The 20929-nt window shown below is 67.3% G+C and carries 24 protein-coding genes, 1 tRNA gene and 1 pseudogene; 11 read left to right on the top strand and 15 right to left on the bottom strand.

Translation table 11 applies throughout. The features are described 5' to 3' along the window. Positions 1-304: 304 nt before the first annotated feature. Positions 305-1888: a hypothetical protein gene (locus ACLQ3C_RS02195; protein WP_425703020.1), complete on the top strand. Its 1584-nt coding sequence runs from the start codon at positions 305-307 to the stop codon at positions 1886-1888. 2 nt (positions 1889-1890) lie between these two features. Here ACLQ3C_RS02195 and ACLQ3C_RS02190 read toward each other — a convergent pair whose 3' ends face one another. After that, positions 1891-2769, bottom strand: a complete 879-nt coding sequence (locus ACLQ3C_RS02190; RefSeq protein WP_425703018.1) for an SMP-30/gluconolactonase/LRE family protein — start codon at positions 2767-2769, stop codon at positions 1891-1893. Further along, the gene (locus ACLQ3C_RS02185; protein ID WP_425703016.1) at positions 2766-3839 is read right to left on the bottom strand and encodes a LacI family DNA-binding transcriptional regulator; all 1074 of its coding nucleotides are present in this window, start codon (positions 3837-3839) and stop codon (positions 2766-2768) included. The genes ACLQ3C_RS02190 and ACLQ3C_RS02185 overlap by 4 nt, the downstream gene beginning before the upstream one ends. A 266-nt stretch (positions 3840-4105) precedes the next feature. Between ACLQ3C_RS02185 and ACLQ3C_RS02180 the strand changes: the two genes are divergently transcribed. Together ACLQ3C_RS02180 and ACLQ3C_RS02175 are read left to right on the top strand one after the other, a co-directional pair. Next, positions 4106-5473, top strand: coding sequence for an amidohydrolase family protein (locus ACLQ3C_RS02180; protein WP_425703015.1), 1368 nt, complete (start codon positions 4106-4108; stop codon positions 5471-5473). Between the two features lie 164 nt (positions 5474-5637). After that, the gene (locus tag ACLQ3C_RS02175; protein WP_425703013.1) at positions 5638-6978 is read left to right on the top strand and encodes an MFS transporter; all 1341 of its coding nucleotides are present in this window, start codon (positions 5638-5640) and stop codon (positions 6976-6978) included. Here the strand turns inward: ACLQ3C_RS02175 and ACLQ3C_RS02170 are convergent. Beyond that, entirely contained in the window at positions 6878-7549 is a 672-nt protein-coding gene (locus ACLQ3C_RS02170; RefSeq protein WP_425703517.1) for an FCD domain-containing protein, read from the bottom strand. The two genes, ACLQ3C_RS02175 and ACLQ3C_RS02170, sit on opposite strands and share 101 nt — an antisense overlap. On the opposite strand from ACLQ3C_RS02170, the pseudogene ACLQ3C_RS02165 reads away from it, so the two are divergent. Then, positions 7443-7745 (top strand): annotated as a pseudogene (locus ACLQ3C_RS02165) (ATP-binding cassette domain-containing protein); the annotation flags it as partial. The gene ACLQ3C_RS02170 and the pseudogene ACLQ3C_RS02165 overlap by 107 nt on opposite strands. Positions 7746-8040: 295 nt before the next feature. Next, positions 8041-8430 carry a TOBE domain-containing protein gene (locus ACLQ3C_RS02160; protein WP_425703012.1) on the top strand — a complete coding sequence of 130 codons (390 nt, stop codon included), beginning with the start codon at positions 8041-8043 and terminating at the stop codon, positions 8428-8430. A 354-nt stretch (positions 8431-8784) separates the two neighbouring features. On the opposite strand, the gene ACLQ3C_RS02155 is transcribed toward ACLQ3C_RS02160, so the two are convergent. Then, positions 8785-8869: transfer RNA gene (locus tag ACLQ3C_RS02155), tRNA-Leu, on the bottom strand. A 140-nt stretch (positions 8870-9009) separates the two neighbouring features. On the opposite strand from ACLQ3C_RS02155, the gene ACLQ3C_RS02150 reads away from it, so the two are divergent. Continuing rightward, positions 9010-9474 (top strand): transcriptional regulator, encoded by a 465-nt coding sequence (locus ACLQ3C_RS02150; RefSeq protein WP_425703011.1) that lies wholly within the window; start codon positions 9010-9012, stop codon positions 9472-9474. After that, positions 9471-9827: a DUF3817 domain-containing protein gene (locus tag ACLQ3C_RS02145; RefSeq protein WP_425703009.1), complete on the top strand. Its 357-nt coding sequence runs from the start codon at positions 9471-9473 to the stop codon at positions 9825-9827. Before ACLQ3C_RS02150 ends, ACLQ3C_RS02145 begins: the two co-directional genes overlap by 4 nt. Before the next feature lie 39 nt (positions 9828-9866). On the opposite strand, the gene ACLQ3C_RS02140 is transcribed toward ACLQ3C_RS02145, so the two are convergent. From ACLQ3C_RS02140 to ACLQ3C_RS02105, 8 genes are all read right to left on the bottom strand, one after another. Next, on the bottom strand, positions 9867-10487 hold the full coding sequence (locus ACLQ3C_RS02140) for a non-canonical purine NTP pyrophosphatase (protein ID WP_425703007.1): 621 nt from the start codon (positions 10485-10487) through the stop codon (positions 9867-9869). After that, a complete protein-coding gene (rph, locus tag ACLQ3C_RS02135) occupies positions 10487-11236 on the bottom strand; it encodes a ribonuclease PH (RefSeq protein ID WP_425703005.1) in 750 nt (249 codons plus the stop codon). The genes ACLQ3C_RS02140 and rph overlap by 1 nt, the downstream gene beginning before the upstream one ends. A 55-nt stretch (positions 11237-11291) precedes the next feature. Further along, entirely contained in the window at positions 11292-12056 is a 765-nt protein-coding gene (locus tag ACLQ3C_RS02130) for a cyclic nucleotide-degrading phosphodiesterase (RefSeq protein ID WP_425703003.1), read from the bottom strand. Between the two features lie 91 nt (positions 12057-12147). Then, positions 12148-12954 (bottom strand): glutamate racemase, encoded by an 807-nt coding sequence (gene murI, locus ACLQ3C_RS02125; protein WP_425703516.1) that lies wholly within the window; start codon positions 12952-12954, stop codon positions 12148-12150. Continuing rightward, on the bottom strand, positions 12951-13550 hold the full coding sequence (locus ACLQ3C_RS02120) for a rhomboid family intramembrane serine protease (protein WP_425703515.1): 600 nt from the start codon (positions 13548-13550) through the stop codon (positions 12951-12953). Before ACLQ3C_RS02120 ends, murI begins: the two co-directional genes overlap by 4 nt. A 98-nt stretch (positions 13551-13648) precedes the next feature. Beyond that, positions 13649-14635, bottom strand: coding sequence for a PLP-dependent cysteine synthase family protein (locus tag ACLQ3C_RS02115; RefSeq protein ID WP_425703001.1), 987 nt, complete (start codon positions 14633-14635; stop codon positions 13649-13651). A 4-nt stretch (positions 14636-14639) separates the two neighbouring features. Further along, positions 14640-14915, bottom strand: coding sequence for a MoaD/ThiS family protein (locus tag ACLQ3C_RS02110; RefSeq protein ID WP_425702999.1), 276 nt, complete (start codon positions 14913-14915; stop codon positions 14640-14642). Between the two features lie 4 nt (positions 14916-14919). Next, entirely contained in the window at positions 14920-15327 is a 408-nt protein-coding gene (locus ACLQ3C_RS02105; protein ID WP_425702998.1) for a Mov34/MPN/PAD-1 family protein, read from the bottom strand. A gap of 294 nt (positions 15328-15621) precedes the next feature. Between ACLQ3C_RS02105 and ACLQ3C_RS02100 the strand changes: the two genes are divergently transcribed. Together ACLQ3C_RS02100 and ACLQ3C_RS02095 are read left to right on the top strand one after the other, a co-directional pair. Then, entirely contained in the window at positions 15622-16413 is a 792-nt protein-coding gene (locus ACLQ3C_RS02100; RefSeq protein WP_425702997.1) for an LppX_LprAFG lipoprotein, read from the top strand. 28 nt (positions 16414-16441) lie between these two features. Then, complete coding sequence (locus tag ACLQ3C_RS02095) at positions 16442-16831, top strand: DUF4189 domain-containing protein (RefSeq protein WP_425702995.1); 390 nt, start codon at positions 16442-16444, stop codon at positions 16829-16831. Between the two features lie 47 nt (positions 16832-16878). On the opposite strand, the gene ACLQ3C_RS02090 is transcribed toward ACLQ3C_RS02095, so the two are convergent. The 3 genes from ACLQ3C_RS02090 to clpS are packed head-to-tail and all read right to left on the bottom strand — an operon-like array spanning position 16879 to position 18918. Beyond that, a complete protein-coding gene (locus ACLQ3C_RS02090) occupies positions 16879-18003 on the bottom strand; it encodes a P1 family peptidase (protein WP_425702993.1) in 1125 nt (374 codons plus the stop codon). A gap of 8 nt (positions 18004-18011) precedes the next feature. Beyond that, positions 18012-18587 carry a DUF2017 domain-containing protein gene (locus ACLQ3C_RS02085; RefSeq protein WP_425702991.1) on the bottom strand — a complete coding sequence of 192 codons (576 nt, stop codon included), beginning with the start codon at positions 18585-18587 and terminating at the stop codon, positions 18012-18014. Between the two features lie 7 nt (positions 18588-18594). Continuing rightward, the gene (clpS, locus tag ACLQ3C_RS02080; RefSeq protein WP_425702989.1) at positions 18595-18918 is read right to left on the bottom strand and encodes an ATP-dependent Clp protease adapter ClpS; all 324 of its coding nucleotides are present in this window, start codon (positions 18916-18918) and stop codon (positions 18595-18597) included. Positions 18919-18938: 20 nt separating this feature from the next. On the opposite strand from clpS, the gene ACLQ3C_RS02075 reads away from it, so the two are divergent. After that, positions 18939-20243, top strand: coding sequence for a nicotinate phosphoribosyltransferase (locus tag ACLQ3C_RS02075; RefSeq protein WP_425703513.1), 1305 nt, complete (start codon positions 18939-18941; stop codon positions 20241-20243). 69 nt (positions 20244-20312) lie between these two features. Then, positions 20313-20924 (top strand): isochorismatase family protein, encoded by a 612-nt coding sequence (locus ACLQ3C_RS02070; protein WP_425702987.1) that lies wholly within the window; start codon positions 20313-20315, stop codon positions 20922-20924. Positions 20925-20929 lie beyond the last annotated feature (5 nt).

The raw sequence follows: 20929 nt of genomic DNA, 5'->3' as shown, positions 1-20929 counted from the left end.
TGATCGTCCTCCATAAGCCACCGCCACGTCAACCGCAGTTGACGACCACCGCGGTCGGCCGCCCAACCCTCGATCCGCACTCACCTGTGAGCAGGCTCACATACGTAAAGGCACACGGAGTTGCTAACTTTGCACTCGGTCCTCTGGGCACGACGCCGCCTTCTGTCCCGGCGCAGGTTCCTCGCCGACCACCAAGCCATACGTCTGCTGCGGGGTCGGAGAAATGCGCATGAATACCGTTGGGGTGGAAGATAATCGGCAGCCGAGACGTAGACGCTCCTGGACCCTCCGACTACTGACGGCCGTGACGCTGACGGCGTTTTCCGCCGGTGCATTCACCTCGAACGGCACTGCGGCCGTGATCAGTCCCGCTCTCGTACCCCAACCGGCGCCGGTGGCAACCAAGGTCAAGCCCCCGACCCCGAACCCGGCGCCGGAAACCTATCAGGAGCGTATCGACCGTATCGCGCAGAGCCCTAGGTCGCTGCTCGCGCCGCTGCCGGAGAATCGCGGTAAGCCCACCGTCTGTGTCAGCGGCGAATTCACCAGCCTGTCGGTCGTCTACGACTCACTGTTCGCCTCGATTCTGCCGTCACTGCCACCGCAGTTGCGCCAGAATGCCTACGCGGCCAGGCAGGCGGCGCATCGCGACATGGAGCGGCTGAACGTGTCGACGCTGGCGATCTCCGATAACCCGATGGCACTCGGCGCCGACTCCGACGATCCGTCGACGAAGTATCGCGGTCCGGTGTCGCAGTGGATCATCACGCAACTGTTGAAGATTCGCGACGGCCAGGACGGCGAGGCCATCCCGCTCGGGAACATCACGCTGACCCAGGCGGTGGAGACCGCGTGGCTGTATCTGTTCGTCACGGTCATCGCACCGGCGAAACTCGCGACGCAGCTGACGCCGTTCCTGGGCAGTCCGCTGACCCCGACGTCGTTGTCGTCCCTCGACGGGTTCATCACCTACAACACGATCCTGCAGCTCGCGGTCCAGGGTGGGGTACTCGGTTCCCAGACTCTCTACCAGGCGATCGCGGCCATGGTGATGAACCAGTGCGTCGCCCGAGTCACCGGAGACCAGCGCGCGCAGGCCGGGCGCCCCAGCACCGACACCACCTATGACATCGACCTTCCGGCCGCAGTACGCGAGGCCGCCGGACAGGTCGCACTCGCCGACGACGACACCTGCCGGCCGATCGGGGATCTCCCGCTGAGCCGGATCGTCACCCGTACCGGCGACTACGCGCAACACCTGGTCACCACGACTGCGCAGAAAAAGCGCATCGCCGACGAGACCAACGCCGTGGTGGCGAAAATGCGCACAACTCGGCTGCCGCACAACCTGATTCCCGCCGACCCTGCCGACTTCACCCAGCTCGAGTCGGTGGCGTCACTCGTCGGCAGCATGATCCCGTATGTCGGCGGCGCGCCGCTCGACATCACGATCGGCCTCAAACACAACCTGAACCAGGGCGACAACCCCTTCGAGACGGTCAGCGTCGCCGACCTCACCGTCACCAAGTCATTGACGGCTGCCTACTACTCCTACTATCTGTCGCTGTATCTGTTCACCACTGTCGGCGGGCTGGCGGAGGGCCAGATCTTCGGTAGCCCGAGTCCCGGCTTCCTCTCTCCGTCCCGCGCACTCGGCGCCCTCGCCGCACTGCCACTGACCTACGGACTTGTCAACTACCACAACGTGATCCGGTCGATGTGTCTCTCCGAGGACGACACCACCGGCTCCGGCCGTGGCGCACAGGCCAATCGGGATACCGCGACCCTGCCCACGCCGAGCACCACGACCGCGGCCCCGTCGGCTCCGACTCCGTCGACGGCCCGGCACGGGTGGTCGACCACGGCCCTGAACCGGCCGAAGCGGTGAACTCAACCGCGGCAGCCGAACTTGGGTTCGGCGACGCCGGTGATCCCGAGTCCGGTGATGGCGAAGAGCCGCCCGGCCAACGGGCCGGGCGCCACCGGCCGCGACAGCGGCGTCTTCATCGACGTCACGTACAGGATGTCGAGGTCCGGGCCGCCGAACATCACACTGGTCACCGCCGCAGCCGGCAGCGCGATCTCCAGTACACGCGTCCCCTCCGGTGTGTAGCGCGCGATCCGACTCCCGTAGACGTGTGCACACCAGTAGTGGTCTTCGGCGTCGACGGTGGCTCCGTCGACCGAGGCACCGGCGGCGGGTGCGGTGCGGAACTCTCGCTTGTTGCTCAGCGAACCGCTCGCGACGTCGAAGTCGTAGGCGTACACCGTTTCCGCGGCACTGTCGGAGAAATAGAACGTGGCGTCGTCCGGAGCGAAGCATGGGCCGTTGGAGATCCCGATGCCGCCGTCGAGGACATGCAGACTCAGATCCGGATCGAGGCGATACAGACTCGCGTCGGCATGGTCACCGCCGGCGATCGATCCGAACCACATCCGGCCCGCCCGGTCGACCTTGCTGTCGTTGAGTGTGTTGGCCGGACGCGGCTTTTCGGGATGATGCAGCCGCTCGCTCTCACCCGAATCGAGATCGATCCGGTGGATGCCGGTCTTCATCGCGGCCATTGCCTTGCCGTCGGTGTCGAGAACCATCGATCCGATATTCGCCGAGACCCGGACATGCCCCAGCTCGGATCCATCGGGTCGGACGTGGTGGATCATCCGGCCGAAACTGTCGACCCAGTAGAGTCGCTCCGCGTCGGGATCCCACATCGGCGACTCCCCGAGCACGCATTCGACGTCGGTGAGCGGCTCGATCCGGATCGTCATGCGCGGCGGCTGCTCTCGCGACTCTGCTTCGCGACGGCCTTCATCCGACCGGTCGAGCCGCGCGCGACCACAGTGGGAACCGGCGCGGTGACCACACGCGGCGATTCGGTCGTATCGTCGTCGTCCTCGAGGATGGAAAGCAGCAACGACGCCGCGGCGTGTGCCATCTCGGGCAGGTGGAGATCCAGTGCGGTCAGCGGGGGTTGGACGAGGTTCGCCCGACGCCCGTCGTAGTTGGTGGCGACCATCAGCTCGTCGGGCACCGCAATGCCGAGTCGCGCCGCCGCCCGGGCCACGCCGACGGCGAACGCATCCAGCGGTGCATAGATCGCGTCGGGACGGGACGTGCCGGACAAGATCTCCAGTGCGGCATCCTCACCCCCCTTCTCCCCGGCGGCCGCGGGGGCGAACGCGACGGTGATCGGTCGTTCCGATTTCGGATGCGCCGCCTTCAGCTCGGTGTATGTCAGTACTGCCTTCTTGATCGGATACGACTCGGCGCTGGAGAGCACCACGATGTCACGCGCACCGTTGCGCTCCAGGTGGTCGATCATCACGTCGGCGCCGCCGAGCCCGCGGTCGATGACACCCGCGGCGTCGACCCCGTCGGCGGCGCCGATGGTCACCACCTGAACCCCCCGTTGGGCCAGCGCATTACACCGCCGATCGTCGTCTTCGGGGTCGATGACGATGGCGCCGTCGATATCGAGCGCGTCGAGATGATCCTCGGTTTCCAGTGGCGGAACGAGAACCAGCGAATAGCCGCTTTCCAGACAGAATTGTGCGGCGGGCAACGCCAGGTCGAGAAGGAAACCCTGGTGCGAGGCCTCTCCCACGATCGTCGCGGGCAGCGCGGTGATCAGGGCGATCGAATGTGCGCGTCCGCCGCGGAGTCGTTGCGCCCGAACGCTTGCGCGGTAGTTCAGTTCGGCGGCGGCCACCCGGACGCGTTCCCGGGTCGCGGGGTCGATCCGCCCTTTTCCGTTGAGCGCCATCGATACGGTCGTCCGGGAGACTCCGGAACGCGCCGCCACATCGGCGATCGTCGGCCGCGGCTTCTTCTCGCCCACAGATCTCCTTCGCCCATTCTCTCTTCGATCATCCGGATCTCGCGCGCGATCCCGGTGTGGTTGCCGATCGTACAACCGGCAACCGCCACGCACCTGCCGGCGCGGCAACCGGAGGTGGTTTCGGCCTCGTTACGTTCACGCGAAGTGAAACCGCACGCGTTGCGCAGCCGTGGCCGCCCGTGCAAAATCGGTTTAGCGCAGCGTACGCGTGGACCGGCGATACCCGGGCTGCGCGCCCAGATCCCTACCATCGTCAGGACCGCGGAATGCCGAACATCGATCTGATCATCCAGAATGCACATGTGGTGACCTTTGACCCGGCACGGGCGACGACCGGTGACGGTGCGATCGCCATCGACGCCGGTGTCATCGTCGATATCGGGACAACTGCCGACATCAACTCGCGGTGGACGGCCCGCGAGCGGATCTTCGCCGACGGCAAGATCGCCATCCCCGGCCTGACCGACGCTCATCTGCACACCGCACAAACGCTCATGCGCGGATTGTTGTCGACTCTCGGCGCCCGCAAGGCACTTCGGATTCCGACGTGGCGCGAATATCTGGTTCCGTTCGAGGCGGCGCTGTCCTACGACGACGTCGAACTCTCCGGACTGTTGGCCTACACGTCGATGCTCCAGACCGGGACGACGTCGTTCTTCGAGGCCGGCGGGCCGCATCCCGAGGCCATGGCGTCCGCCGCCGAGACCACCGGCATCCGTGGCGCCGTGTCGCTGTCGACGATGGACGGGGGCGAACGGATCCCCGGCTCGATGGTGGACTCGGCCGAACATGCACTCGCCCGCAACATCGAGGTGGTCGAGAAGTTCCCCGCCGCCGCCGACGGTTCGGCACGCGTGACCGGCGGAATGTCGTTGCGGCAGATTATCTCCTGCACACCAGAACTCATCGTCGACATTCACCGGGAAGCCTCGAAGCGAGGGGTCAAGGTTCACACGCACCTCGTCGAGGGCACCTACGAGATCGACTTCACATTGGAGCGCTACGGCAAGCGGCCCGTCGACTACCTCATCGACCTGGGCGTGTTCGACGAGACCTTGCACGGTGCCCATTCGATCCTTGCCGACCCCGATGACGTGGACAAGTATGCCGCCCACGGCGTCTCCGCCGCACACTGCGCCAAAGGCAACTACGGGATCGGTGCGCCACCGGCGCTGGCCATGTGGCGACGCGGCGTCAAGATCGGTCTGGGCACCGACGGGGTGGCCGGCTTGGGCACCCTGGATCTGTTTCGGGTGGCGATGCTCGCCCGCATCGGACAGCAGTTCATCTATGGGACGTCCGTGCACAACCGCAATGCCGTGCAGCCGCACGAGCCGCTCGACATGGCGATCGTCGGAGGCGCTCGCGCCATGGGGATCTCGTCCCATACCGGCTCGCTCGAGATCGGCAAGCGCGCCGACATCGTTCTCATCGCCACCGACGGACCCGACGCGGCCGGATATGCCTCCGAGGAGGCATTCCTCTACGAATGCGCGAGCGGACGTGACGTGCACACCGTCCTGGTCGACGGGCAGACCGTCGTCAAGGACCGCGAGGTCCTCACCGCCGACGTCGGCGAGATCCGCGCGAAGGCCACCAAGCGCCAACAGACCTTGATGGACGTCTTGGACTAGCCGAGACGGGAACCGGACACAACCACAGAACGGAGCACCCACCACACCATGAAATCCGCTGTCGCGCTCGCCCATCCCGCACCGCATGATCGCGAGGGGGACCGCGCACAGCACCCCGCAGGCATAGCCGCACCTTTCGACGCCACGCCCCACGGCGGCGGATGGTGAGCAGCACCTTCCGTTCACTGCGTCACCCCAACTATCGGAACTACTTCGCCGGGAGTGCGATCTCGAGCATCGGCACCTGGATGATGCGGATCGCGCAGGACTGGCTGGTGCTGCAGCTGACGCATGACGGGACCGCACTGGGAATCGCCACCGGCCTCCAGTTCCTGCCGACACTGCTGCTCACTCCATATGCCGGTCTCGTCGTCGACCGCTTCTCCAAGCGACGCGTCCTGGAGAGCACCCAGATCACCATGGCAGTCGTGTCGCTGGTGCTCGGCGTGCTCGCGATCACCGGCGCCATTGCCCTGTGGCTCGTCTACGTCATCGTCGTCATCTTCGGTATCGCGGCGGCATTCGACGGCCCCGCCCGCAACTCGTTTGTCTCGGAGATGGTTCCACCAAAAGACCTGCCCAACGCGGTCGGCCTCAACTCGGCGTCGTTCAACGCCGCACATTTCGTCGGCCCGGCGTTGGCCGGAGCGATCATCGGCGCACTCGGCCAAGGCATTTCGGCCACCGGCGTCGTCATGCTGATCAACGCCGGCTCCTATCTGGCAGTCCTGATCCAGTTGCACCGCATGGATGTGAGTCGCCTCCAGGCCCCGCACCGCAGTCCGCGCCGACCCGGGCAACTGCGCGAGGGTTTTCGGCACCTGGCCGCGCAGCCACGGCTCGTGGCGATCATCATCATCGCCGCGTTCACGGGAGCATTCGGCCTCAACTTCGAGATCATGACCGCATTGATGGCGACGAAGGAATTCGGCAAGGGTGCCGGCCAATTCGCTCTTGTCACTTCGTGTCTGGCCATCGGCTCACTGCTGGGCTCGTTGCTGGCCGCGCGGCGCAGCACCATCGGCGCGCGTTTGGTCGGGACTGCCGCGCTCGCCTTCGGGTGTGCCGAGTTGCTCTGGGGCGCCATGCCTTCCTACATCGCCTTCGTCGCGGTCGCGCCCCTGGTCGGACTGTGTTCCATCACCGTGCTCAACGGCGCGAACACCGCGGTGCAGATAGCGGTCGACCCGTCCTATCGCGGCCGGATCATGGCTCTCTACATGACGGTCACGTTCGGCGGAACACCGATCGTCGCACCGATCATGGGATGGATCGGGCAACATGTGGGCGCACGCGCAACGATCTGGACCGGCGGAACACTCGTGATCGCCGGTGTGGTGGTCGCTGCCCTCTATCACCAGCGCACGACCGACGGACCGACTGCCGTCACGGACCCGTCGGCGCTCACGCGGGTTCATCGTGCCCTGCGGTCAGATCCCGCATGGCGCTCTCTGCCCGTTCCAGCGCGGTTCGTTCGGCAAGATCGGGATCACGACTTCGAATAGCGTCCAACGTCCGGCGGTGACTGTCCCACCGGGCGCGACCGAAGGTTTGATCGTTTTCCAAGCGGTCCAGGGAACGTTCGCGACGCTCGGCGCTCGACAGTGCCCGCGTTTGCTCGAAGAGTCGTACCAGCACCGGATTGTGCGTGCTGGCCAGGATACCGGCGTTGAACTCCTGAATCCTGGCGTAGACGTGTTCGGCGTACCCATCGATCAGCAGGCCCTCTTCGACCCGCGCGTTGTAGAGGCGGCTTTGGTCCTCGGCGGCGTCGAAAAGCTCTGTCAGGTGCGCGATGTCGTCCTCGGTGGCGTGGATCGCGGCAAGCCGGGACACCTTGCCCCGTAGGGCGATCTCCACTTCGGCCCGCTGCCCCTGGGTGGCATGGGTGGGTGCAGCGACGCGAACCGTTCGCGGACCCATCCGTTCGAGTAGTCCATCGGCTTCGAGACGTTTGATCGCCTCACGGATGTCGATCGCCGGCCTGACCCGCCCGACACGCGGCACCATCACCTGCGGGTCGGAAGTCCTCTTCGACAGCGAACGCTCGATCGACCGGCCGCCGGAGCGCCGCAACTGCGGGGTGGTGTTCCAGTCGTATGCGCTCTGGCCGCACAAGACGGTGGCCGAGAATGTCTCCTACCCGTTGCGGCTGCGCAAGGTCGGCAAGGACGAGATCGCGCCGAAGGTGCATGAAGCGCTGTCGATGGTCGGACTGGAGGGGCTGGCCGACCGGTACCCCTACCAGCTCTCCGGCGGTCAGCAACAGCGGGTGGCGCTCGCGCGGGCCGTCGTCTACTCGCCTGGGGTCCTGCTCCTTGACGAACCGCTGTCCAACCTGGACGCGAAACTTCGCGAGCAGGCCCGCAACTGGCTCAAGGAGTTCCAGTCCACGGTGGGCCTCACGACGATCTTCGTCACCCACGACCAGGACGAGGCGCTGTCGCTCAGTGATCGCATCATCGTGATGAACGACGGACGCATCGAGCAGGTGGGCGCGCCGGAAGAGATCTATCGCAACCCGGCGAAACCCATTCGTCGCATCCTTCCTCGGGTCAGCGAATCTCTTGCCCGGCAACGCTTCCGGACACTCCGACACCACAGCGGCGGTGCGGCTGCGCGGGGACGGACCGACGTTGGTCGTCGACGACGACCGCCAGCGTGGCGACGTGTTGGTGATGGTCCGTCCCGAGGACATCGAGATCGGTGCCGGCGACGCGGATCCGACCCGCTTCCCGGTCCACGGAATCATCACGTCACGGATGTTCGTGGGCTCGGCCTTCCGCTATGTGATCCGGAGCGGCGACCACGACATCACCGTCGTCGACCACGAACGGAGAGCGGTCGGTCCCGTCCGGATCGGCTTCCGGCCCGAGAAATGCCGCCTGTTCCCCGCCGACCCCGCAAGTGCACCGTCTTCGGCGCCCGATCGCACACGCGAGGTCACCCATGCCTGACGGAGCGGGCACAGGCCTCTGATGCTGTTTGCCGCCCGAAGCCGCCGGGTCACCCACCGCCCCTCTGCCGTTGCCGGCTCAGCAGCCCGGGAGACGCCGACATCAGTCGAGTGCAGTCAGCGATAGACCGTCCAACCAGCGCTCCGTCTGCATCATCCACGTTTGGTCTCGTCAATAGGTCGATTGGACTGGTTCGGGCTCGAAGAGCTGCGCCCGCTTTGGGCGCCCGTGGTCTTCCTCTCTTGACCGGCCATGGTCAAGCGAATCTGGACGCCCACCCCACAAGTTGACTTCACAATCGGGCGACCATGCCGAATCCGTCCAATGGCGTGTTGATTCGAACAGCGACTTTGATGGTGCGCGAGGGGGGACTTGAACCCCCACGTCCGTAGACACTGGAACCTAAATCCAGCGCGTCTGCCAATTCCGCCACTCGCGCGTGCGGGCACCAGAGTACCGTCCGCAACGGCGGTCACCCGCACCGGACGCCGGAACGATCGACGCGCCACGCCAACGCCTTGACGCAGATCACGGGGCCAGGGGCGAACCCATCCGTGCAGGCCAGGTACCGTCGTAGGTATGTCCGTGCAGTCCGGCCGTCGCCGCCACCGCCCAGCGCTCCTCGTGCTGGTCGCACTGGCCGCGATCGTGTGCCTGGGCCTGGCGTGGTGGCAGTGGGATACCTACGAATCGGGTGGCGGAACCGCCCAGAACCTGGGCTACGCATTGCAGTGGCCGGCATTCGGATTCGCGTTCATCTGGGCGTACCGGCGCTTCGTCGTCCTGGAGAGCAATCCGGAGGAGCTGCAGAAGGAGGCCGCCGAGAAGGGCATCCGCGAGATCCCGCAGGATCTGCTTCCCGAGCGCCCCACCACCCCCAGCGCATCGTCGCTGCACAATCACTCCTCGGGAGATGACGACGACACGATGCGCGAATACAACCGATACCTGGCCGAACTCAGCGCCGCCGACCATGCCGCAGTCAACGGTCGCCTGGCGACGGCCATGCCCGATTCATCCGTCAGTGAGGACCGCTCGAAGTGACCGAGACCGCCCAGCCCACCACCGCACCCATCGAGAAGGTCAAGGGTTCCCTGCTCCGCTACCGCGTGCTGGCGTGGGTCACGGGCCTGTGGTTGCTGCTCCTGGTCCTCGAGCTGATCCTCAAATACGGCTTCGGCGTCGACTCGCTGGACTTCGTGCCGATCGTGCACGGGTGGGTCTACTTCGTGTACCTGATCATGGCCGTGGATCTCGCGATCAAGGTGCGGTGGCCGCTCGGCAAGATCGTGGTGACCGCCATCGCCGGCACCATCCCGTTCCTGTCCTTCTACGTCGAGCACATCCGCACCAAGGAAGTGAAGGCGCAGTACGGGATCGGTGGCGAGACCCTGTAGGTCGCGGACCTTCTCCACTCCCCGGGCCGGTGACCGAACTCAGCCGGCGAGGTCCTGTAGCGCAGGCACCAACTGCGCCAACGCTTTTCCGCGATGACTCAGCGAATCCTTCTCCTGCGCGGTCAGTTCGGCCGACGAACGGCCGGCGGCCACCGCGTCGTCGGGCACGAACAGCGGATCGTAGCCGAATCCGTTGGCACCGCGACCGGCCCGCAGGATGGTTCCGCGCCACTCTCCCCGCACCACCGTCTCCGTGCCGTCCGGCAGGACCAGTGCGCACGCCGACACGAAGGCACCACCACGACGCTCGTCAGGGACGTCGGCGATCTGTGCCAGCATCAGCTCGTTGTTGGCCACGTCGTCGCCGTGCCGGCCGCTCCAACGGGCCGACAGCACGCCGGGCATCCCGCCCAGCGCATCCACCGACAGCCCCGAATCGTCGGCCAGACACGGCAGACCCGTCGCACGTGCCCCCGACCGGGCCTTGATCAGCGCGTTCTCCTCGAATGTCGCACCGGTCTCCGGCTCTTCGGGGTACTCGGGCACGGCGGCGAGCCCGATGACCTCGAGCCCGACGATGCCCGCGGCGTCGACCACGCGCTGCAGCTCGGCGAGCTTCTTGGCGTTGCGGCTGGCCAGCAGCACGCGGCGGGGCGCCATCAGGCCGGGAGCTCGCCCCGGTAGGGCTGCTCGAGGACGGCCCGCTGCGCGTCGAAGAGCTTGGCGGTGCCCACCTCGGCGAGATCGAGCAACTTGTCCAGGGTGGCGCGCGGGAAGGTGGCGCCCTCACCGGTCCCCTGCACCTCGACGAGTGTGCCGGCGTCGGTGGCCACCACGTTCATGTCGACCTCGGCGCGCGAATCCTCCTCGTACGGCAGGTCCAGCCGCACCCGGCCGTCGACGACGCCGACGCTGACCGCCGCGATCATGCAGGACAGCGGTTGCGGGTCGGACAGTTTGCCCGCCGCACCCAGCCACGTCACCGCGTCGGCGAGCGCGACGTATGCGCCGGTGATGGCCGCGGTACGGGTGCCGCCGTCTGCTTGCAGGACGTCGCAGTCGACGGCGATGGTGTTCTCGCCCAGTGCGGCGAGGTCGATGCAGGCACGCAACGACCGGCCGATCAGCCGGCTGATCTCATGGGTGCGGCCACCGATCTTGCCCTTCACCGATTCACGCCGCGAGCGTTCGTGGGTGGCCGCGGGCAGCATCGCGTATTCGGCGGTCAGCCAGCCCAGCCCGGACCCGCGCCGCCACGGCGGCACGCCCACGGTGACGCTGGCGGTGCACATCACCCGGGTCTGACCGAATTCCACCAGGACCGAACCCGCCGGGTGGGAGGTGAATCCGCGGGTGAAGGTGATCGGTCGGAGTTCGTCGTCGGCTCTGCCGTCAGCGCGTGTCGTCACGCGCTCAACTGTAGACACCGCGGCCGACGGCTCGCCCAATGCCTCGGGCGGGTGCTCAGAAGTGGAAGATCTGCCCCTGCCGCACGAGCTCGACCGGACCGCTGAAAGTGCTGCGGGCCTCTGCCAGGATCACCGACGCATCGCACCACGGAGCGACGTGGGTGATCGCGAGCGCCTTGGCGTTGGCCTTCGCCGCCGCCTCACCCGCCTCGATCCCGGACAAGTGCAGATGCTTGGGGCGATTCGCCGGATCGTGGGTCCAGGACGCCTCGCAGAGGAACAGATCGGCGTCGGCGGCCAGCTCGACGAGTTCCTCACAGGGACCCGTGTCACCGCTGAAGACGATGACGTGACCTTCCGGACCGGTGATGCGCAGCCCATAGGTCTCCGGCGGATGGTCGAGCTCGGCGGCCAGAATCGTCATGCCACCGAGGGTGATCTCCATTCCGTCGGACCATTCGTGGACGTCGAAGGAGTCGGTGATGTCGTCGACCTCGCCCGGATACTCCGACGAGGCCGCCCCGATTCGCATGCCCACTCCGGCGGGGCCGTACAGGGGTGCCTTCTCCGGGGCCGGCCCGGGCGGTGCGTAGCGTCGCCAGACCAGCATCGTCGGCAGGTCGAGGCAGTGGTCGGCGTGCATGTGCGACAACAGGACCGAGATGTTGTCCGGATCGCAGACCCGCATCAGCTCACCGAAGACCCCCGGCCCGCAGTCGACCAGCACGGGCCGTTCACCGGGCACCGAGAACAGGTAGCCCGAACAGGCCGCACCTGGACCACCCACACTTCCCGAACAACCGAGCACGGTGACACGCATATGCCCCACCTTGCCACGCGTGCGCCACCAGGCGGCCGGGTATCCGACCACAACTCGACCCACACCGCCCCGAAGCGGCCCGTGATCGCCGTCAGATCCGGGCGACCGAGCTCACGGTCGGGCCGAGGAACCGACTGGACAGTCGGGCGAACGACTCCGGGTCGCCGGTGGCCTGGAAGACGCGGGCGGCGTCCCGGTCGGTGTGCGGATGGAGCATGTCCGAGCGGGTCAGCACCCGGAACAGGTCCTTGGCGGTCTCCTCCGCACTGGAGACGAGGCTGACCTCGTCGCCCATCGCGAGCTGGATCACCCCCGACAGCAGCGGGTAATGCGTGCAGCCGAGGACGACGGTGTCGACCCCCGCTTCCTGGAGCGGCTCGAGGTAGCCCTCGGCCAGCCCGAGGATCTGGCGTCCGCTGGTGATCCCACGTTCGACGAAGTCGACGAAGCGCGGACAGGCCACCGCGGTGATCTCGGCGTCGCGGGCGGCCGCGAAGGAATCCTGGTAGGCCTGCGAGGCGATCGTGGCGACGGTGCCGATGACACCGATGCGCCCGGTCTTGGTGGCCACCACCGCGCGCCGCACGGCGGGCAGGACCACCTCGACGACCGGGATCGGGGCGTACCGCTCCCGCGCGTCGCGCAGGCAGGCCGCCGATGCGGTGTTGCAGGCGATCACGATCGCCTTGACGCCCCGTTCGGCGAGGTCGTCACCGATGGCGAGGGCGTGCTTGCGGATCTCCGGAATCGTCAACGGACCGTACGGTCCGTTCGCGGTGTCGCCGATGTAGACGATGTCCTCGTCGGGCAGCAGGTCGATGACGGCGCGGGCCACCGTGAGCCCGCCGACGCCCGAATCGAAGATGCCGATCGCGGCGTCCGCTCCTGGGTTTCCTATGACGCCACCCCCGGCGGCGTCGAGTCGGGGTGCGCAGGACCTGGAGGGACACGCCGTCGGCGGTCGCGGTCGGCGAGGAACCAGGCGGCGAGCACCCCACCGATCGCGCCGAACAGATGGCCCTGCCAGGACACCATGGGATCGGTGGGCAGCACTCCCCAGAGCACCGATCCATAGACGACGAAGAGCACGACGCCACCGAGGATCTGCCACACGTTGTGGTTGAACAACCCGCGCACCAGCAGGTAGGCGAGCCAGCCGAAGATCACTCCGGACGCCCCGACGGTGACCGATCCGGTCGGCGCGAACAGCCACACCCCCAGCCCGGACGCGATCCACACGACCGCGGTGACGAAGAGGAATCGACGGGCCAGCAGCAGCAGGAAGCCCAGCACCACGCCGACGGCGAGGTTGGTCCACAGATGGTCCCAATTGGCGTGCAGGAACGGGGACCACACGATGCCGTCGAGTCCGTCGATCCGGCGCGGCTCGATGCCGGCCGAGTCGAGGTCGTAATGGGTGGCGGCGTCGATCGCCTCGACGATGATCAGCCCGACGACGAGGAACACCATGACCAGCGCCGAGCGCTGCCACAACGGGCGCCGCGCCGGCGCCCTCGGCGGTGTCTGGGTCGCGTCGATGATGGTCTCCTCGGGCCTCACGGCCACTCGCTGCGGTGATCTCGGGGCTCGGCTCACGCCCAGAGTTGTCCCTCCAGCGCCTGCTCGGCCTCCTCCAGGCTACCGGCGTAGGCGCCGGTCGACAGATACTTCCAGCCCGCGTCGGGCACGACGAACCCGATGTCGGCGCGCCTGCCGCTCTTGAGTGACTTCCGTCCGATACCGCGGGCGGCCTGCAGGATCGCGCCGGTGGAGATCCCGGCGAAGATCCCCTCGGCGTCGATGAGTTCGCGGACGCGGGCGACGGCGTCGACGCCCTGCACCGAGAACCGGCGGGTGAGCACGGAATCGTCGTAGAGCTCCGGGACGAAGCCCTCGTCGATGTTGCGCAGTCCGTACACCTCATCGCCGTAGCGCGGTTCGGCGGCCACGATCTCGATGTCCGGGTCACGTTCACGCAGATAGCGTCCGACCCCCATGAGGGTGCCGGTGGTGCCGAGGCCGGCGACGAAGTGGGTGATCTCGGGCAGATCGGCGTAGAGCTCCGGGCCGGTGCCCTCGTAGTGCGCACGCCAGTTGGCCTCGTTGCCGTACTGGTAGAGCATGACCCAGTCGCCGTGCTGCGCGGCGAGTTCCTTCGCGACGCGCACCGCGGTGTTGGAACCACCGGCCGCCGGCGACGAGATGACTTCTGCGCCATACATTTTCAGCATTGACCGACGCTCGTCGGAGGTGTTCTCCGGCATCACGCAGATCAGGTGGTAGCCCTTGAGTTTCGCGGCCATCGCCAACGAGATACCGGTGTTGCCACTGGTCGGTTCGAGAATGGTGGCGCCCGGGCGCAAGGTGCCGTCGCGTTCGGCCTGCTCGATCATCCGCAGCGCCGGTCGATCCTTGATCGAGCCGGTCGGGTTGCGGTCCTCGAGCTTGGCCCACAACCGTACGTGCGCACCACCGTCGGGATCGGCGGGATCGGAGTCGTCCCAGCGCGGGGAGAGTCGCTGCAGACCGATGAGCGGGGTGTTGCCGACCGAGGCGATCAGCGAGTCGTAGCGCGTCACGTCCTCAGCAACCGCCCGCCACCGCCGGCAGGATGGTGACCTCGTCGCCGTCGCCGATCGTGGTGTCGAGACCGCCGGAGAAGCGGACGTCCTCGTCGTTGACGTAGATGTTGACAAAGCGGTGCAGTTTGCCGTCGGCGACCAGTCGCTGACGGAGTCCGGGGTTGGCCGACTCGAGGTTGTCGATGACTTCGGAGAGCGTGGATCCCGTTGCCTCGACCCGCTTCTCACCGCCGGTGTGGGTGCGCAGGATCGTCGGGATGGACACGATTACCGCCATGGGTTCAACTCCTGATCTCGATCTCTTCTTCGGTGACCAATCCGTCGACGATCCGGTAGCTGCGGATCTCGTCGGTGTCGGGCTCGCGGGTGGACACCAGGACATAGTGGGCGTTGGGCTCGCCGGCGTAGGACACATCGGTCCGACTCGGATACGCGGCCGTCGCGGTGTGCGAGTGATAGATCACCACCGGCTCCTCGTCACGGCGGTCCATCTCGCGCCACACCTTGAACTGCTCGAGCGAGTCGAAGCGGTAGAAGGTCGGCGACCGTTCGGCATTGAGCATCGGGATGAACCGTTGCGGATCGTCGGAACCCTCGGCACCCGCGATCACCCCGCACGCCTCATCGGGGTGATCGTCGCGCGCATGCGCGACCATCTGATCCACCAGCTCACGGCTGATCCGCAGCACCGCGCCCACTCCCTACCTCTGCCCGTCCCGGCGACTCCAGGACCTCTGCTCACATCGTGGCTTGCCAACGTCGCCGCCTGCGAGCCTATTCCGTGCGGCCTTGCGCCGGAGACCGCACACCCGGGGGTCCGCACCTCGGGACCGTTTGGCGAGCTTCGTCATCTGGGCGAACTACGCCGGTTTCGTCGCCCTGGTCGGGCGTTATAGCGTTTCGCACAGTTCACGATCTGCGGTGCCGGTTTCGACAGTCGATCCCGGGCCTCGGGGGAACCACAGAAGTAAGGAGCTCACCACATGTACCGTGCCCACCGTGTTGTCACGGCCGCTCTCGCGACGGGTGTCGCCGCGGCCATCACACTCACCGGGTGCTCATCGGATTCCGACGGCGGGTCCGGCGGCAACAACACCGCCACCTCACAGTCGAACTCCGATCCCGCCGCTCTGGTCAATGCCGCCGCCGACAAGACGGCCGCGCTGACCGGCGCCCATCTGAACCTCACCGTCGACGGCAAGGTCCCGAACGTGACGGCGAAGAAGGTCGACGCCGATCTCGTCGCCAAGCCCGCGACCGCGGCGAAGGGCACCGCGACGGTCCTGCTCGGTACCACCGAGGCCACGGCACCGTTCGTTTACGTCGACAAGCACCTATACGCCGACATCGGCAACAAGGGATACGTCGACTACGGCGACGGCCGGTCGATCTACGACGTCTCGGCGGTACTGAACCCGGAGAAGGGACTCGCCAACCTGCTGCGCAACATCCAGAACCCGAAGTCCTCCGGCCTCGCCGACGTCGACGGGACCAAGGCCACCCGCATCACCGGGACGGTCGCGGCCAAGGTACTCGCCCCCCTCACCGGGACCAACATCACCAGCAACCAGGACGCACAGGTCCCGGTCAACGTGTGGATCACCTCGGACAACCAGCTCGCGCGTGTCGTCCTCATCCCGGCCACCGACGCCAAGATGACGATCAACCTGTCGAACTGGAACAACACCGTCGAGGTCGCCAAGCCGTCGGACATCGCGACGCCGACCCCGTCGTCGCCGCCCAATCCCGCCGACGCCTCACGCGTCCCGGCCTGATCACCCACTCACCACAAGGAGACAGCTCATGAGTATTCGGAAGCGTCTGGTGGCCTCGGCGGCCGCCGTCGGCGCGGTGGGTGCGGCGGTCGTCGTGCCCGCGGCGCTCGAACCCGCCCCCGCCAATGCCTACGGCAACTACTACGGGGCGATCGCATTGAACACCTCGTCCGGTTCCACCGGTCGAGCGTGGGACTACGACTCCTATGGTCAGGCGAGTAGCGCGGCCCTGAACGCCTGCGGTTACGGCTGCAAGGTCGTCGTCAGCTTCGTCAACGGCTGCGGCGCGGTCGCGTCGTCGCCGTCGTACTGGGGCTATGGCCGCGGGCCGAGCCTCTACTCGGCTCAGTCCAACGCTCTCTACTCCGCCGGTGGCGGCGAGATCTACACCTGGGTGTGCACCTCCGGCCACGAGTGATTCGCCGACCCGTCCTCGGTGGGCGGGCACCTCCGGACGTGATGCCGTCAGCGCAGCGCTGACGGCATCACGTGTCGGTAGGCGGGGATCCCGGCGATCGGGTGCGCGGCGATGACCGCCGAGACGACGGCGTCACGGGTCACCTCGGTCGCGACCGCGCACACCTGCGCGAGAACAGCGGTGTCGGGATACATCCCCGCGGGTATTTGCGGTGTCGGCTCCACCATCCGGGACCCGGTACTCACCGCGAAGATCGTGTCGCCGTCGAGCGGTGAATGGACCGGCCGGATGGCGAGCGCAAGCCCATCGTGCGCCGACATCGCCACTCGCCGCAACGACGACGGCGCAAAGCCCGCGTCGGTGGCCACGACACCGATGGTGGTGTTGAGAACCGTTGCCTTCCGGGCGATTTCGCGGAGATCGGCCAGCTCCGCGGGGTTGGGTGTCTGTAGGCCCAGACGAGCGAGATCGTGCTCGCCGGCAAACCAGGGCAACCCGGTGTCCGGGTCGATCACCGCACCGACGGGATTGGCGACGATCACCGCCCCGACCACCACACCCGCCGCGGGACCGTCCTCGATCCGGCGGCTCGCGGTGCCCACGCCGCCCTTGAGGGAACCGGCCCGTGCCCCCGCACCACCGCCGACGCTGCCCAGCGCGAAGTCCGTCGCGGCAGCCCGCAGCGCCGCGGCACCGAACTCGGCCGAAGGGCGGTTGTGCCACGCGCCCACCGGAAGGTCGAAGATCACGGCGGCGGGCACGATCGGCACCACATGACCTTGGGCATCCATGGCCAGCCCGACACCTTGGCTCTCGAGTTCGGCCATCACCCCGTCCGCGGCGGCCAGGCCGTAGGCACTGCCGCCGGTGAGCACGATCGCGTGCGCGGTGGTGACGGTGTTCGTCGGGTCGAGCAGATCGGTCTCGCGCGTGCCCGGCCCGCCACCGCGCACATCGACCGCCGCACACGGATGCGGTCCGTCGATCCGCACGACCGTGGTCCCACTGGCCCATCCCGTGCCGGCCGGCTCGTCGCGACCGCCACCGCCACCGCCACCGCCACCGCCGACGGTCACGTCCGGATCGACGCGGTGATGATGTCCGACGGTGATCCCGCCGACATCGGTGATGCGATTGCCGCGGACCGCCTGTTCGGGTGTCGGTACGGTCACGCCGTCGATCACAGCAACGACTCCACCAGCAGTTCCTGCATCACCGTCAGCCAGTGGTAGACGTCGAGGTGCGCGGCGTGCGGGTGGCCCTCCGGCAGCTGGTCGGGGGTGTCCTCGGAGATACCGAGCATCGCACCGAGTGCCAGACGCACATCGTTGAGCGCACTCAGCCAGTCCAGGGCCTGCGCCTCGGTCAGGGCGACGTCGCCGCCGCCGGGCGGCAGCGAGTCGAGCAGGGTCCGCGCGGCCTCGAGTTTCGCGTCGATGATCTTCGGTTCGTTGAGGCTGCGCAACGCCGCGTTGAGGTCACCGTTGACCACCTCGGCACTGAGGTCGCGTTCCTGATCGGGGCGGTGGAAGTCGGGTAGCAACCGGCCGAGGGTGAGGTCGGCCGGCGCCGACGTGTGCCCGGTGCGGATTCCGGTCATCCGCGCCAGTTCGTCGTCCGGGGCGCTCGATTCACGCTCGGTCAGCAACTCGACCAATGAGGTGACCATCGAGACCAGCAACTCCACCTCATGCCGTTCGAGGTTGGAGCAGATCCGCATCCGCGAACCGCGGCCCTGTCGTTTCCAGGTGCGCACGCCGGGGTCAGCAATCCCGCTGCATCGTCGCCCACAGGCCGGCCGCATGCAGCTTGCTCACATCGGCTTCGACCTTGTCGCGGCCACCGCTGGACACCACGGCCCGGCCTTCGGTGTGGACTTGCATCATCAGTTCGTTCGCGTGGGCCTCGGAGTAGCCGAAGATCTTCTGGAACACGAAGGTGACATACCGCATCAGATTGACCGGGTCGTCCCAGACAACTGTCATCCACGGGCGGTCGAGATCCGATGCACCTTCGGCGACGGTGGGCTCGGCAACCGCCGCACCTCCGGGAGTAGCCTCATGCGCACGCATTCCGTCAGGCGCCATACGTCCAAGGGTAAGGGATCATCAACGTGGACAACACTGCCCTGCTGACCGATCACTATGAGGTCACCATGGTCCGTGCCGCGCTGCGACATCCGATCGCGCATCGCCGATGCGTGTTCGAGGTGTTCGCGCGGCGGCTGCCCGACGGTCGCCGGTACGGCGTCGTGGCCGGTACCGGGCGCGTCATCGACGAACTCGCCCACTTCCGGTTCGGCGACGCGGAGATCGCGCTGCTCGAGCGGTTCTGCGACGCCGACACGATCGCCTGGCTGCGCGACTACCGGTTCTCCGGCGAGATCGACGGGTACCGCGAGGGCGAACTGTACTTCCCGGGTTCGCCGATCATGACCGTGCGCGCGAGTTTCGCCGAAGCCGTCCTGCTCGAGACGCTGATCCTGTCGATCCTCAATCACGACAGTGCGATTGCATCGGCCGCGGCTCGGATGGTCAGCGCCGCGGGTAGCCGCCCGATCATCGAGATGGGCTCACGTCGCGCCCACGAGCGGGCTGCGGTGTCGGCCTCGCGTGCGGCCTTCATCGCCGGCGTCGCCGCGACTTCCAACCTGGAGGCGGCACGCACCTATGGGGTGCGCAGCGCAGGTACCGCCGCACATTCGTTCACGCTCGGCTTCGCCGGCACCGACGGGCCGGACGAGCGTGCCGCGTTCGCCGCACAGATCGAGGCGCTGGGTGTGGGCACCACCCTGCTCGTCGACACCTACGACATCACCGCAGGTGTCCGCAACGCCATCGAGGTCGCCGGCCCGCAACTCGGCGCGGTACGTATCGATTCCGGGGATCTCGGTGTCCTGGCCCGGCAGGTTCGCGAGCAACTCGATTCGCTGGGCGCCACCGGTACCAAGATCGTGGTCTCCGGCGATCTCGACGAATACGCGATCGCTTCACTGCGCGCCGAGCCCGTCGACACCTACGGCGTGGGCACCTCACTGGTCACCGGTAGCGGGGCGCCGACGGCAGGCATGGTCTACAAGCTCGTCGAGGTCGACGGCATTCCCGTCGCCAAGCGCGCCAGCCACAAGGAATCGCGTGGCGGTGCCAAGTCGGCCCTCCGCGCGGCCAGAGGAAGCGGCACTGTCGTCGAGGAGATCATCTACCGCGCCGGTGACCCGCCACCGGCCATCGACGCGCCGATCACCCGCGACCTGCAGATCCCGCTGGTCCGCGGCGGCGATCCGGCCGGCGACCTGCCGTCGCTGTCCGATGCGCGCGAGCTGTCGGCCCGCGGGTTGGTGAGCCTGCCATGGGAGGGACTCGGCCTGTCGCACGGCGATCCGGCCATCCCCACGCGCTACCTTCTGGGCTGAACGTCGGCGCCCGGCCCGTTCACCGCCAACCGTTTCCGCTCGAGTCGCGCACAGCGCACCAGGAGAAGTATGAGCAACTCACCAAGGAGCGAGGAGTCGCGCCCAGCCGACGCCCTCGTCATCGTCGATGTGCAGAACGACTTCTGTGAAGGCGGTGCTCTCGGTGTGCGCGGGGGCGCCGCGGTGGCCCACGCGATCAACAGCATCGTCGGCGACTACCGGACAGTGGTGGCCAGTCGCGACTATCACATCGATCCGGGTGCCCACTTCTCCGATGAACCCGACTACATCGATTCGTGGCCACCGCACTGCCGCGTCGGGACCGACGGGGTCGCGTTCTGCCCTGCGCTCGACACGTCGGCCGTCGACGATGTGTTCTCCAAGGGCGAATACGGCGCCGCCTACTCCGGTTTCGAGGGCGCCGACGACGATGGTGCCGGCCTCGAGGGGTGGCTGCGCGAGCGTGGCATCACCAGCGTCGACATCGTCGGAATCGCCACCGATCACTGTGTTCGGGCCACCGCACTCGACGCCGTCCGCGCCGGGTTCACCACGCGTGTTCTGCTCAATTTCACCGCCGCGGTGGCCGGCCGGACCGCGCGTGCCGCACTGGACGAGATGAGTTCGGCGGGAATCGTTCTCGATGGCGACCTGCTCTATGGCGGGTCGGAAGAGCCCTGAGCACC

The sequence above is a fragment of the Gordonia sp. DT30 genome (assembly GCF_049844915.1).
Taxonomy (GTDB): domain Bacteria; phylum Actinomycetota; class Actinomycetes; order Mycobacteriales; family Mycobacteriaceae; genus Gordonia.
The sequence above is the reverse complement of the archived record's forward strand: the minus strand, read 5'-3'. Positions and strand labels throughout refer to the sequence as shown.

Excerpts from the sequence above, each read along its gene's own strand:
- ACLQ3C_RS02190 (WP_425703018.1), bottom strand. The coding sequence starts at position 2,769 with ATGACGATCCGGATCGAGCCGCTCACCGACGTCGAATGCGTGCTCGGG.
- ACLQ3C_RS02180 (WP_425703015.1), top strand. The coding sequence starts at position 4,106 with ATGCCGAACATCGATCTGATCATCCAGAATGCACATGTGGTGACCTTT.
- ACLQ3C_RS02150 (WP_425703011.1), top strand. The coding sequence starts at position 9,010 with ATGTCCGTGCAGTCCGGCCGTCGCCGCCACCGCCCAGCGCTCCTCGTG.
- ACLQ3C_RS02140 (WP_425703007.1), bottom strand. The coding sequence starts at position 10,487 with ATGGCGCCCCGCCGCGTGCTGCTGGCCAGCCGCAACGCCAAGAAGCTC.
- ACLQ3C_RS02130 (WP_425703003.1), bottom strand. The coding sequence starts at position 12,056 with ATGCGTGTCACCGTGCTCGGTTGTTCGGGAAGTGTGGGTGGTCCAGGT.
- ACLQ3C_RS02110 (WP_425702999.1), bottom strand. The coding sequence starts at position 14,915 with ATGGCGGTAATCGTGTCCATCCCGACGATCCTGCGCACCCACACCGGC.
- ACLQ3C_RS02100 (WP_425702997.1), top strand. The coding sequence starts at position 15,622 with ATGTACCGTGCCCACCGTGTTGTCACGGCCGCTCTCGCGACGGGTGTC.
- ACLQ3C_RS02095 (WP_425702995.1), top strand. The coding sequence starts at position 16,442 with ATGAGTATTCGGAAGCGTCTGGTGGCCTCGGCGGCCGCCGTCGGCGCG.
- clpS (WP_425702989.1), bottom strand. The coding sequence starts at position 18,918 with ATGGCGCCTGACGGAATGCGTGCGCATGAGGCTACTCCCGGAGGTGCG.
- ACLQ3C_RS02070 (WP_425702987.1), top strand. The coding sequence starts at position 20,313 with ATGAGCAACTCACCAAGGAGCGAGGAGTCGCGCCCAGCCGACGCCCTC.